The organism is Denitrobaculum tricleocarpae, from assembly GCF_007004665.1.
Taxonomy (GTDB): Bacteria; Pseudomonadota; Alphaproteobacteria; order Kiloniellales; family Kiloniellaceae; genus Denitrobaculum; species Denitrobaculum tricleocarpae.
Map to the genome: position 1 here is coordinate 12,814 of NZ_ML660071.1, position 12,892 is coordinate 25,705.

The 12,892-nt window shown below is 56.2% G+C and carries 13 protein-coding genes; 3 read left to right on the forward strand and 10 right to left on the reverse strand.

Annotation, left to right across the window (positions count from 1 at the left end):
• The first annotated feature begins 978 nt into the window (after positions 1-978).
• The 3 genes from FKG95_RS28575 (at position 979) to FKG95_RS28585 (ending at position 4,861) form a co-directional block, all read left to right on the forward strand.
• Positions 979-2,946: a hypothetical protein gene (locus FKG95_RS28575; protein ID WP_142899887.1), complete on the forward strand. Its 1,968-nt coding sequence runs from the start codon at positions 979-981 to the stop codon at positions 2,944-2,946.
• Between the two features lie 98 nt (positions 2,947-3,044).
• Positions 3,045-3,884: a hypothetical protein gene (locus FKG95_RS28580; RefSeq protein WP_142899888.1), complete on the forward strand. Its 840-nt coding sequence runs from the start codon at positions 3,045-3,047 to the stop codon at positions 3,882-3,884.
• Between the two features lie 260 nt (positions 3,885-4,144).
• The gene (locus FKG95_RS28585) at positions 4,145-4,861 is read left to right on the forward strand and encodes an anti-sigma factor (protein ID WP_142899889.1); all 717 of its coding nucleotides are present in this window, start codon (positions 4,145-4,147) and stop codon (positions 4,859-4,861) included.
• 108 nt (positions 4,862-4,969) lie between these two features.
• On the opposite strand, the gene FKG95_RS28590 is transcribed toward FKG95_RS28585, so the two are convergent.
• The 10 genes from FKG95_RS28590 to FKG95_RS28635 all read right to left on the reverse strand — a co-directional run bounded on the left by FKG95_RS28590 (position 4,970) and on the right by FKG95_RS28635 (position 12,872).
• Positions 4,970-5,257 (reverse strand): hypothetical protein, encoded by a 288-nt coding sequence (locus tag FKG95_RS28590; protein WP_142899890.1) that lies wholly within the window; start codon positions 5,255-5,257, stop codon positions 4,970-4,972.
• A gap of 108 nt (positions 5,258-5,365) precedes the next feature.
• Positions 5,366-6,247 carry a LysR family transcriptional regulator gene (locus tag FKG95_RS28595; RefSeq protein WP_142899891.1) on the reverse strand — a complete coding sequence of 294 codons (882 nt, stop codon included), beginning with the start codon at positions 6,245-6,247 and terminating at the stop codon, positions 5,366-5,368.
• 213 nt (positions 6,248-6,460) lie between these two features.
• The gene (locus FKG95_RS28600) at positions 6,461-6,838 is read right to left on the reverse strand and encodes a nitrile hydratase accessory protein (RefSeq protein ID WP_179954327.1); all 378 of its coding nucleotides are present in this window, start codon (positions 6,836-6,838) and stop codon (positions 6,461-6,463) included.
• The gene (gene nthB / locus FKG95_RS28605; protein WP_142899893.1) at positions 6,825-7,487 is read right to left on the reverse strand and encodes a nitrile hydratase subunit beta; all 663 of its coding nucleotides are present in this window, start codon (positions 7,485-7,487) and stop codon (positions 6,825-6,827) included. Before nthB ends, FKG95_RS28600 begins: the two co-directional genes overlap by 14 nt.
• A 7-nt stretch (positions 7,488-7,494) precedes the next feature.
• On the reverse strand, positions 7,495-8,169 hold the full coding sequence (gene nthA / locus FKG95_RS28610; protein WP_142899894.1) for a nitrile hydratase subunit alpha: 675 nt from the start codon (positions 8,167-8,169) through the stop codon (positions 7,495-7,497).
• Positions 8,153-8,938: a carbon-nitrogen hydrolase family protein gene (locus FKG95_RS28615; RefSeq protein WP_179954328.1), complete on the reverse strand. Its 786-nt coding sequence runs from the start codon at positions 8,936-8,938 to the stop codon at positions 8,153-8,155. The genes nthA and FKG95_RS28615 overlap by 17 nt, the downstream gene beginning before the upstream one ends.
• 24 nt (positions 8,939-8,962) lie before the next feature.
• Positions 8,963-9,760, reverse strand: a complete 798-nt coding sequence (locus FKG95_RS28620; RefSeq protein WP_142899896.1) for an ABC transporter permease — start codon at positions 9,758-9,760, stop codon at positions 8,963-8,965.
• On the reverse strand, positions 9,757-10,641 hold the full coding sequence (locus FKG95_RS28625) for an ABC transporter permease (protein WP_246116936.1): 885 nt from the start codon (positions 10,639-10,641) through the stop codon (positions 9,757-9,759). The genes FKG95_RS28620 and FKG95_RS28625 overlap by 4 nt, the downstream gene beginning before the upstream one ends.
• Positions 10,638-11,705, reverse strand: a complete 1,068-nt coding sequence (locus FKG95_RS28630; protein WP_246116937.1) for an ABC transporter ATP-binding protein — start codon at positions 11,703-11,705, stop codon at positions 10,638-10,640. Before FKG95_RS28630 ends, FKG95_RS28625 begins: the two co-directional genes overlap by 4 nt.
• 87 nt (positions 11,706-11,792) lie before the next feature.
• Positions 11,793-12,872, reverse strand: coding sequence for an ABC transporter substrate-binding protein (locus tag FKG95_RS28635; protein WP_142899897.1), 1,080 nt, complete (start codon positions 12,870-12,872; stop codon positions 11,793-11,795).
• Positions 12,873-12,892 lie beyond the last annotated feature (20 nt).

Genomic DNA, 12,892 nt, shown 5'->3' on the forward strand with positions numbered 1-12,892 from the left:
AAATGAATAAATTCTAACCAATAATGTAAGAAAAATTTTCAATTAGAATTCTGCAGTGTCAACCAAAGTTTTGACCTCCAGGACAATCTGAAAGCCTTTGAATTTAAACAACTCAGAGTCCGACAAAATCAACATCTCAATTATAAATAATAATAAGTCTTATACCCAAAATCATAAAATTATAAATCATTATTTTACACGTTTTTTGTTTACAAATGAAATTATTAAAAATCTCCATTACTAATACCATTTTTTGTATTTATACAAATCACCTAAATGTGAAATGCAGAACCTTTATTACTAAAACTCATCTTCAAGTCGATATTCAATCTGACCATCTGACTAGGATCGTACAGGAATACCGAAAACGCCGCGGACAACGCTTTGGAAACCGCAGAACTCTCAGAAAAGCTGAGCGCATGATCGCCAAAACTGCAATAAAGACGCTCTCATCAAATCAATAAACTAAATCAAAAATTAAGAAATTATATAATTTTTATTTCAATATATAAAATAAAAATCAGAAATAATTCTTACCGCTTGCCGCTTAGCTCACATCAACACGCCAGACCATTCAGCGCAAAAGAATTTGCATCAAATCACTGTTTATTATATATTATTTTTGATTTTCGACAACCAAACCTTGAAGCTCACAAGACGGAAAACAGGGAGGTGTGATGAATTTTTTCAAAGATAATTTTATTTTAAGTTACTGATATTATTAAATAATTTATCTACTTCAATTAAAATCTTGCATCTTTCCAAAAAATTAATAAATCAAAGCTTTTTTAATACATAGAATGGCAAGTTTAATACATCAAATTAGAGGCATGAGCGCGATTGAGTGCACACCAAAGGTTTAAGGCAAGCACGGTACGGAGGCAGGACTTTTCGAACAAGCAGGACCGCCGCGCCGCGTAGCCCTGAGCCATGCAACTGCAGCCCTTTCCATACCTTCCAACTGCAATGGAACATCCAATGAGAAACTTTGGTCAGATCTCTTGTTTTCTTGCCGTCTCGCTGATGATCGGCAGCGCCTCCGGTGCGGCGACAGCGGCTTACGCGACGTCGGCGGACACGGGGCTTGCCCCCGGCAGCGTGCAGCTTGCCGCGACAGCCGAAGAGAAAGCAAAGGAACGCGCGGAAAAAAAGCGGATTAAAGAAGAAGAAAAACGTATCAAGGCCGAGAAGAGAGCGGAAAAAAAGCGCCTCAAGGCTGAGGAAAGAGCCGCCAAGAAAAAGGCCGCTGCGGAGAAGAAAGTCGAAAAAGCCCTGAAGGACATCGAAAAGAATCTCTCAAAGCTCGAGGGTGCGGTCGATGAATCGATCCCGCTGGTGTCCTTCACGAGCCCGGTCAGCAGGCAAGTGAGTTCAGCCATAAAGGGCGCGGACCGCGCTCTTAAGAACCTGGCGAAAGCCGACCCGGAATACGATCTGACCGAAATCAACGAACGCTACGAACCTCTGAAGGCCTTCTTCGAGAACAAGGCCGCGGAAACGGAGAGCCCGGCGGCCCAGTCGATCCGCAGCATGGTTTTCGATTTGAAGTTCTTGGAGAGAGACGCCGAGGGCGGGGCCGTCCGAACCTTCAATCCCTCCCCAGTCAACGAGTTCGTCTCGGAAGGGGAATTTAAGGAACAGACAGTCGCCCGGCACTTGACAGAGGCGATGAACCTGGATCCGGAGTACGACTTCACCCAGTTGCTGGAGAGATTCGACCCTTACGCGCGCAATTTCGTTGAGGGGACCGGCCAGCTTCTTGAGCATATGGATGGCTATAAAACCCAGCAAGAGATCGCGCAAGCCATTACCAACGCAAACGTGCTTGGAATGCATTATGACAATTTCCGACTATTAATCGATGGCCGGATGGCTGAGTTCACACTCAACGAAGTTAGAATCGAGCGGGCGAAAGCCGATAACGCGACCTTAATGGAATTGATTGCGGCGGTGGAGAAAAACATCCCGCTTCTCCAGCAGGAAGCACAAACCATTACCTACTACAACACCCAGGTCTTCGAAGCAGAGCTCGGGAACATTCATCAAGCCCTTGAAGCAGCGAGCCGCCACGAACTCGTCGCCTACGACAAAATCGATACCTCCTGCCAGGCGGCCATCGCCGGCAAGGTTGTTTTTGGTAGCGACCATCTCACCTTCGAGTGTGATCCTTCCAGCTTCATCACTGAGTACATCATCGGCGACAAGCTTTATATGCGGGCCGGTTTCGAAGACATTCCCGCCAATGCCTACATCGTGGCGCGCGATCATGAGCTCACCCTCGGCGTGCCCAACGGCATTACGGTGAAAGCTGTTTACAAGCTCGACGGCGAGGAACTCTTCGCATTTTATCCGAAGCATTCCGAGACCACCCAGAACATCGAGGCGGAGCTGATCACGACCTACCCGCCTTCGACGAATAGCGCCTATCACTGGAACCTGCGCGATGTATTTTTCGCGATGATGGACGCAGGCAAGGAACAAGCGGTTCTCGACATTGAACTCTACGCTTTCAACCGAGACGATAGGGTGGACGAGTCTTTGAAAGACGGTCCGCTGATCGCCAAGGGCAGCCTGAAACTCGATGCCTCAACCGATGCAGCACAAACCTATCTGCTCCAGGGTCTGGTCGGCGTTACCCCTCCGGGGCCGTTGCATGACGCCTTTGCCAGCAATGCCGCGCGGGCCATGGCGCGCAGCGAAATCGCATACGACGTACTACACGTCACCAGCAAGGAAATGACCGTGGTGAAGAACATCCTGGGCATTCCCCTGAAAAAGGTCATCGCCACGACGGTCGCGCAAAAGCACGCGGACAACAGCTGCACTGTCTATGTCCAGTGGATGAAGCAGGTCTTCGATGGCACGGGATACGCCGGCGGTCTCTCGCTGGACCGCAAGGAGCCTGATCACACAGTCCACTGCAAAGCGGTGGAACAGTACCTGTAACTCTCATGGCAACAACTGGAGCAGGGGCGCAAGACCGCCCCTGTTCCGCTTTTTCGGGTGATCGTTTCATGAAAACCGCATATCGCATTTCCGTCCTGTTGCTGGCCGCGCTCACGATGTTTTTGAACGTCGAACTCGCGGTGGCGGCAGATAAACAGACCCAGTGGAAAAACAAGTTCCGCTACCAGCAGCGACTCGAAGAGACGATTACATCCATGGAAAAATCGTTGGCGGCTCTCGAAGAAATTCAGCAGGAAGCCTTGCCCAACGTGCCATTGGGCGGCGTCGCCCGGACCGTCGTTCCGAAACAGCTGAAGTTCGTGCGCGTGAAGCTGCGCAACCTCGATCCGGATAAGATGCCCGAGGACACGCACGCCACGTTTGAAGACCTGAAAGAGCGTTATCAGTCGGTCAGAGTCTTCTTCGCCAACAAAGAAAAAGAAGTCGCGAGCCCGGCGCAGCAGTTTGTGCGCCGGCTATACGAGAATCTCGAAGACCTGGAAGCGTCAGCGGAAACCGGCGCCAGCGAAAGTATGAGCGAGGAAGCACGCCTGCTGATGATATGGGATACCGCCCGTAACGTCGCCCGAGTCCAAGAGCATGACGCCAATTATCCACTTCAAGAAGCATTGGAGCGTTTCGAGCCCCATGCCGAAGAATACGTGGTCGCAAAGCAGCAATTGCTGGAGATCCAGCCCGGCGCGGAGCAGCAGCAGCATGCTCTGTACTATCTGGGATTGGCGCAAAAACGCATCGAGAACGGCGTTCCACCGCACGACGCGAAACTGAAGCAATTCCTGAAAAGGGCCGAAGGACTGATCAAAGAGTCCAGAGAACTGGCGCCGAGCTACTACAACCCGGAACACATGGATGAGAAACTGGAGGAATTCCGGGACTACACCATTGTGCCGGAACTCGAGAGCACGGAGCCGACCTAGCGGAATCGGAGCAGCCCAGTCCTCGCCGATAGAGAATTTGAGTGTCCCAAAAGTGAGTGGGACGCCGCATTGGACAGTGAGAATTGCCGAAAAATCTCTCGATATCAAAAGCGCGAGCCCGCACGACACCTCTTTCTCACTCTTGCGATCTGAGAAAATTCTGCTAGGACAGACAGCGGTGGTTGTGGCCTGCCGGCCCACCCCGCTGATTTGTCCGGGCAAACCGCACTCGATGCGCGCGCCTGAATTGGAGACGTCACGTGACAGAGCAGAAAAGTCTGAGCGACCACGAGCTCATGAAGCTACTGCCGTTTTATGTCAACCTGACCCTCGACCCACTTGAGCGGGCTTCAGTCGAAAACTATCTGGCCCGCTCGGAAGAGGCGCGGAAAGAAGTCGACTATCTCAAGCAACTCCGAAAGTCCCTGAAAGCACAGCCTGAAGCGACCTCGCCCGGTGAACTTGGCTTGAAACGGCTGCAGCGAGAGATCAAACGCATGCAGGAACCTCCCGAAGGTTCCGAAACCGAGGCGGTTCCCGCTGCTGCCTCTGAGAGGTCTGCGGACCCCGCGGCCCTTCGCGGGCAAAGGTTCAGCGACAGCGCACAGAAAGCTCAGGAAAGCGCGGGCAGAAAGCCGGTTCCCGCGTGGTGGCGCAGTCTGGCCGTTGCGGCCTGTCTGGCGCTGGCGGTGATCAGCAGCGTGACTCTCAGCACTCAATTCGGCAACGACGGTTCCCCTCAACTCGCAAGCGGTGAAAGCGGAACGGTCCTGCAAGTGACTTTCAAACCGCAGATTACAGAAGAAGCCATTCGCTCACTCCTTCTGGAAACCGATCTCACGATTACCGCGGGCCCATCTGCCTTGGGCGTCTACCATTTAACCCCCGGCTCGAGCGCGGACAGCAAAAACTTGGAAGAGACCCTGCGAGAACTCCGCCTGCGCAGCGATATCATTGAGTCAGCAGAAGCCGGGTAAACGCTGCGCCGCTCCCTGCCGTAGCCGATGGTCCGTGTTAACGCGCCGGCGCACCTGACCCGACCTGAACGATCGTTAACCCCCCAACAGAGTCCGCCGCGTTTGGAGCTAAAACCTGATCGCGGCGTAGTCTTCTCGCGGTAAAACCGGACGCGGCCTGATCTCTCCCACGAAGCCCTTGTTTCCACAGCCGCCGCCCCGGCGGCAGGTGAGCGCATCCAGAAATTCTCCAAAGGTGACATCCTCGTAGCGGCGGCCGAAGAAACGGCCCTCGGTCGTCGAACTCTTACCGCAGTTGGGACACACCAAATGAAGAAGGCAGCCTCTTTCGACAAGCTCGGACAACAAAACGTCCGAAGCATCATCCACCCTGATTTCGTTATTGTTTATAGCCACTTTGAACCGCCAGACGAGGTCGTAAGACGAAGAGAAGGTTACATCTCTTAGTCCTTGAAAACCTGATGCGGTTCAAAATTACATCCCTATCACTCAATCAGAGTGTGTCTAAGAACCATTGCGGGGAGAGGGTGACCAGCGTGGCGGCTGAAATGCAGGCGTAAAAGTCTCGCGCAGCCACCGGATCGTCGACTGAATACGCAGCGTCTGCACTGTGTCGTGATTCGCATGGAGATGAAGCGTTCGAATCAATTCCGGCTCGCCATCGTTTACGCGCACAAGCCCCTCATCCGCCTCCGCAAGGCACATGGGTAGGAGACCTTTCCCTGCACCGCGTTTCACCGCGGTGAAAAGAATGGCGGCGTCGGTGGCCGTCAAACGCACGGACTCCCGTTGCTGCCTGGATTGCCTGTAGGCTTGCGCAATGATCGGGCGGGACTCGTCTTCATCGAAGAAGGACACCCACTCGGACGAGCGCAGTTTGGTATCGCTTGACCGATAGACCGCATAGGGCACCTGTCCAAGCTCTATAGTGAACTCTCCGTCCTTCGGTTCGACCTCAAACCAGAGCGCCAGGGACGCCTCGCCGCGGACCCTGCTGTAAGGTACACGCGTGATCATGCGCAGATCCAACCTCGGATGCGCCTTAAGGAAGCCGGGGACGGCGATATCGGTCAGGCGGTCGAGCGTCCAGGCATTGCCCAGCAGCCGCACCGTTCCCACAGGGCCTTCGTCAGATCGCGTCACTTCGTCAATCAGCAGCTCGATCCGGCTCTGCACTTCGACAGCGCGATTGATCGCGGCCTCACCGGCGTCGGTGAGAGCGAAGCCCGCTTTTGTTCGAACGAAGAGAACGGTTCCCAGGTCTGCTTCCAAGGCGGACAGACGGCGCCCGGCCGTCGATTTATCGATGCCCAGAACCTGAGCCGCCTGGGTCAGAGAACCCGCCCGGCTGATCGCCAGCGCTATTTTTAAGTTATCCCAATCCATCAAAACCCCTCGCTGTTTTCAACCGCCCGGGGATCGTCGCTCAGGCAGCGAAACAACACCGCCTCCGGGGTCTTGTGAGGATCGGGAGACCCTAAACCGGTTCATGTCTGATCGGAACCACTTTGTGGTTTCGTCGAAACACGTTGGTGCGCTCATCTTCAATTACGCAGAGCGGACTCACGAGACCCGCCAAAGGACATCGCTGTATACTGCTCAGGAAGTCAGCTGATCGGCGCGGGTTTGGACGACAGACGTGCGGATCGCTTCGATCTGACGTGCAACCTGGCTTGTCTCCACGAAACCCGCTTCAAGAAGCGTCTCCTCCGCGGCAAGGAGCCAGCATTCAAAGTACTGCAGATCGATTTCCTCAGCGGTTAATTGGACATCCGCCGACTGATGTTGTTTGAGTGTCGACACCAGTTTTTCCTGAAAGCTTTTCCAGGGAATTTCTTCGTTCTTCACCAGCGCCACGATCAACGCGAAGATACGTGCATGCCACGGCGTGCGGAACAGCGGTTCGCTGTCGGATCTGTCCGGTAAAGTAGCCTGCGCCAGATCGAGGGCTTCGCGGTGTTGTTCAAACGGGTTCAAGGTAGGACTCCCAGAGATCGACAGAAATCCTGTCTTCAGCCTCCGCGTCCTCGCCCCAGAGCGTACTCGTCGAAAAGGCGACGTTGTAGCAATGCTGCGGCGCTGGCCCCGTTCCCGCCGCGACGGCATCGGCAAATTGGAAGACGCCTTCGTCACTGACGATTTCACCAATCTTGCCACGGACATAGCCCGGTACACGCGTGTGTCGGGCAGTCTGAACCTTCGACACCCGCACAGACTGACCAACCTGAAAGCGCGCCGCTTGGCTATCGTCGGGAAAGCGTAATGCCGCCCCGGCACGCGTCGCTTCCACGATCTCTTTTGAGCCGACCGGCTGGTGCTTCGTCCGATCGATATCGAAGTGTTTCAGACCGGCCTCCAGCTCACTCTGATCGACCAGGCCTGCTTCCTGCAGGAGTGTTTCCGACGCGATAATCCAGTTCTCGAAATAGTCGCGGCGCAGGTACTCCTCCGGAGGAACGCGTTCCACAGCGTGTCGGTGCTGATCGGTGTTGTAGGGCGTCGCCCAGGCCAGGGCTTCGACCAGCGCAAAAGCACGGCGCTGCCAGTCGGCTCGGAAGACATAGTCATCCTCGAGAGGAATTTTTCCAAAACCCTGTTTGCCACCCATATCGTGAATTGCGTCCATGATCTTCCTAAAGCGCCGCAGTTCCGATCATGCCGTCGCGCGTCACCATTTGGGCAAGCTCTTCGGCTGACATTTTCTCGGTGCCGGCCGGGCGTTTCGGCATAATCAGGTAACGGACCTCGGCCGTGCTGTCCCAAACCCGCAGCTGCACAGTCCGGGGAATCTCCAATCCGAATTCCTTCAAAACGGCTCGTGGTTCCCGAACCACGCGGGAGCGATATGCCGGGCTCTTGTACCAGGCGGGCGCCAACCCCAGCACTGGCCAGGGATAGCAGGAACAAAGCGTGCAGACGACGACGTTATGGACCTCGTCCGTATTCTCGAGGACACGGATATGCTCGCCCTGAACACCGCCAAAGCCCATGCTTCTGATGGCCGCGGTGCCATCATTCAGGAGCCAGTCTTTGAATTCGGGATCGGTCCAGGCTCTCGCAACAACGGTTGCTCCATTCCTGGGTCCGGTTTCACGCTCGTAATATTCGACGATGCTGTCGAGCGCCTCGGGATCGACAAGGCCTTTGGCGACGACGATCTCCTCAAGCGCCCGCACCCGCAGGGCCGCACCCTCTTCGAGCGGATCATGCTTATGGTCATGGTGGTGGCCCTGATCATGGTGGTGGCCCTGATCATGGTGGTGGCCCTGCGCACGACCATCATCTGAACCGCTAGTTTTCTTCGCCACGCTGGAGCCTCTTCAGGTCGTCGAGATAGCAAGAGTTGCTGCGGCTGCTGCCAACCTCCGAGAGATCCAGGTCCGCGAGGATGAGCGCGGGATCTCCCCCGGCCCGGGCCAGTACTTTTCCGTCGGGCGCGACAATGCTGGAAAGGCCGAGAAAGTCGAGTTCTTCCTCCTGCCCGACCCGATTGCAGTAGGCCACAAAAATCTGGTTTTCGATCGCTCGGGCCGGCACCAGGACCTGCGCGACTTCAGTGCTCGGCGCCATCAAAGCCGTAGGTGTCGCGATAAGCTCGGCGCCGGCTTGGGCCAACTGGCGCGTGAGTTCCGGGAACTCGATATCATAGCAGATCAGAAGGCCTGTTTTGATCCCGGCCAGAACCACCACTTCGCTGCATTCACCAGGCGTAAAAGTGGCCTGCTCCCATTTGCCATAGAGCGCGCGCTTGCAGTACTGCGCGACCAACTCGCCTTCTTCATCGATCGCGAGGGCCAAGTTTCGGATCGACTCTCCGTCCGCCACCAAAGCCCCGATGATGATCGCAAGCCGAGAGCTTTTGGCCCGCCGCTGCAGCTCGGGGAGCCAGGCCGAAATATCGGGCACGCGCGCGGCCGTCAGATCGGCGCTGTAGTAGCCGGTCATGATGCCTTCGGGGAAGATCAGGAGGTCGGCCTTCTCCCTCGCGGCAGCCTCAACATCCGACAGCACCCGCGCCATGGTTGCTTCGATATCGCCGGGAACGCCGGCCATCTGGGACAGTGCTACGCGTTTCATGCCGGCATCCATCTCCGCATTGCCTTACTTCGCATCTTTAGCCGCTGCGCCGAGCAGACGCGGCAGATCGCCGTAGCGGGCTACCAGCCCGAAGACCACAACGGAAACCAATGCAAAGATGACGGCAACAGCTGCCATCACAGGCGTATAGCCGTAGCGCAGGGAATTAAAGATCTTAATCGGCAGAGTCTCGACCGTAAAACCTGCCACCATATAGGCGATGATATACTCGTTGAGACTGAGCACAAACGCGAAGGCAAAGCCCGAGACGATGTAAGGTGTAATGAGCGGCCGGATGACGGTAAAGAAAACCGTCCTCTCATCCGCGCCCATCGTACGCGCGGCTTCCACCAGTTGACGGTTGATGGACTCCAGGCCCAGCGAAATTGTCACGAGCGGCAGGGTGACCAGAAAGACTCCGTGAGAGACAATCGTCGCCGCCATATGTCCAGAGCCACCAACGGAAACCCAGAAAATCAGCAGGCCAAGTGCTGTGATCACCGGCGGCAGCATAAAGGGCGCGAGACCGATGCTGAAGAGCAGGCGCCCGAAGAGGGAGTTGCGTTGCCAGAGATAGAGCGCGACGGGCAGCGCCACAGAGACCGCCAGAAGACTGGCGAAAAGTGCGATCAGAACTGAGTTCTGCAGGGCGTTGAACCAGGCGCTCTGCGTGAAGAGCTCGCCGTACCAATCCAGCGTGAAACCCTTGGGCGGAAAGAGCAGCCGCTTCTTTTCATTCACGGATACGCCGGCGACCACGAGAATCGGCGCGCTCATGAGACAAAAGACGGCGATCATGAAGACGACGCGGATTGCCTTCATGCCTTTCCTCCCGCCGCATCTTCTTTACCCATCAAGAGCGTGATGGCAACCATCACCAGGGACACAAGCAGCAGAAGGATCGCCATGGCCGCCGCGAAAGGCAGGTTCGCCTCGAAAATCGCCTGATCGGTGATATGGACCGAGAGCGTCCAATGTGGGGGCTTTCCGAGCGTCTGTGGCAGGATGTAGGCGCCGAGTGTAAAGACAAAGGCCAGGATAATCGTGCTGATGATCGTGCGTTTCATCACCGGGACGACCACGGTGAAGAAGGTTCTGACCGGCGAAGCCCCCATCATTCGGGCCGCCTCGGACAACTCCGGATCCAGTCTGGAAAGCGCCGGATACAGCACGAGGACGGTGTAGGGAAAGCTCAAGTAGACGAGACCCAGCAGCAGTGCGGGAAGGCTCGGATAGTAGGCCGCGCTTCGTTCAAACAAGCCCACGGCAACAAACAGGTTTGACACGCCGGCAGTCCGGGAAAGCAGTGTCGACCAGGAAAAGCCGATGATCACCTCCGACAGCGACAGAACCGCCAGGAGGAAGACAAGCGCAAAAATCTGAGTGCCCCGGCGCGCGCGGGTCAAGCTGTAGGTAAAGGGAAAGGCGATCAGAACGGCGATGACGGCCGCGGAAATGGAGAGGCCAATCGAAAAAGCCAGAATCCTGATAAAGAACGCATCCAGGAAACGCGCGTAGTTTGTCAACTCGAAGGACGGCTCGTAGAAGGCGCCTTCAACGCGGTGAAAGAAGCTGACCGCCAGCATGATGCCCAGGGGAACGAGAAAGAACAGGCCCAGCATCACGGACGCATAGGCGGGCGGTAGCAGCTTCAGCGAAAAGCCGCGCTCAGTTCCCGAGGCATCATCTTCCATGGCACTCATGCCGGAAACACCCTGCAGGCCTCCGTGGGGATCTCAACACACACCACGTCTCCGACGGCAACGTCCGGTTTGTCTTTGGGTGTCATGGTCGCGATGAGGTGCTGTTCGCCGTGCTCAAGCATGATCTCGACCTGGGCGCCGAGATCACGAATAAAGGTCACGGTGGCGCTCAGACTGTTCGTCTCACGCTCCACACCGGGCAAGATGTGGATATCCTCGGGCCGTACCGAGAGCATCGCGCCCTGGCCGGGACGGAGCGTATCAGAAAGATCCGGCGTTACGATTTTCCGGCCGTAGAGCTCAACCGCGGCGCTGTCCGTCACCGCGCAGGGCATGAGGTTGCTGGCGCCGATAAAGTCCGCGACGAAAGCCGTCGCCGGCTTGCGGTAAATCTCCAAGGGCGGACCGTATTGCTGAACCTTGCCATCCTTCATGATGACAACGTGGTCCGCCATGGTCATGGCCTCGCGCTGATCATGGGTAACGACGATGGTCGTAATGCCCAGGCTTTTCTGTAGTTGCCTGAGCTCGACCTGCATCGCCTCACGCAATTTGGCGTCGAGGGCGGACAGGGGCTCATCCAGCAGAAAAAGGCGCGGATGGATAGCGAGCGCCCGTGCTATGGCGACGCGCTGGCGCTGTCCACCGGAAAGCTGTGTGATGCGCCTGTCCCCGACACCGGGCAGATGCACCATTTCCAGGAGTTCTTCGACCCGCGTCTTCATCTCCACCGCGGACTGTCCCCGGATCCGAAGCGAATAAGCGATGTTCTGAGCGATGTTGAGGTGAGGGAACAAGGCCAGCGACTGAAAGACCATCCCGAAATCCCGTTTGTGAGACGGTACGCCGGTCATCGACTTTCCATTGAAAACAATATCGCCGCTGCTCGGGTTCTGCAGCCCGGCGATCAGACGCAGCAGGGTTGTCTTGCCGCAGCCTGAGGGGCCGAGCAGGCAGACGAACTTTCCTTCAGGCAGCGTCAGATCGATCCCATCGATCGCGCGGACGGAACCGAAGTTCATGGTGAGGTTTTGCAGCTCAAGACCGCCGGGTGTCTCTGACACGAAAAGGCCTTACCGATTCAATCGCTGTTTGGAAGACTTCTGGGAAAGTGGGACGGGGCTGCCCCCGTCCCGTGACATACCGTTCAATCAGCTGGCAATGAGTTCAGCCCATTTCTGGTTCAGCCAGTCACCCTTGCTGTTGTAGAGGTCGTAACGTGGGATGATCGGCTTGATATCACTTGAGACCGCGGCAAATTCCTCATCCGTCAGGTCCGTCAGCTCACGCGGCACGGTCGGCGCGGTTCCGACCTTTCGGGCAAGCTTGGCCTGAATGTCGGTCTGGCTCATGTAGTTGATGAAAGTCTCCGCCTGCTCCTTCATTTTGGAGGTCTTGATGAGGCACCAGGAACCTGAATCGAGGATGCCGCCCTCCTGCGGGAAGGTCGAACGGACCGGCTGACCGTCCGCCGCGGCGAGCCCGGTGACATCGTGGTAGTACTGGCCCATCGGGATCTCACCCGATTCCAGCGCCTGCTGGAACTGGCCCTCGTCGCGGTACCAGAGCCGCACGTTGTCCTTCAACTCGGCAAGCTTGTCCATGACCTTGAGAATACCTTCCTCGGTATCCATGATCTCCGTTCCGCCGAACCAGGTGGTCGCCGTAACCTCGAGCAGGAAGGAATTATCGACCTTGGCCAGAAGACCAAGTGTGTCCTTGTATTTGGGATCCCACATGTCTTTCCAGGAGGTCGGCGCCTCAGGATAGACTTCCGTGTTGGTGACCAGGGTAATGTACCAGGACAGCGCGCCGATCGCGTAGATGGAACCGTCGTCGTATTTACGCACAAAGTGCTCGGGCAGCGCAGTGGTATTTTCCAGTTTGCTGCTGTCCAGCGGCATCCAGAGCTTGTCATTCGCCCCTTTCGTTGCCGCTGTCTGCGTCATCATGGAGACGTCTGCCGGTGCCTGTCCGGCACGCGCCGCGGCCTGCAGCTGAACCAGCCAGGCCGATCCGGTCGGTTCGCTGATGGATTCCACCTCGATTCCGGTCGCCTTGGTGAACTCCGGATAGATGTGCTTATCGAAAGAGTCCTGAAAGTAACCGCCATAGGTGCCCACTTTCAGCGGCTCACCAGCAGCACGCAGGATCGCCGGCGCTGCAAGGATGCCGACACCGGCCGCGGTTGTCGTTTTCAGAAACTGTCGTCTGGTTGCTTTTTTAAGCATGATATTCTCCCTGTTTTTCT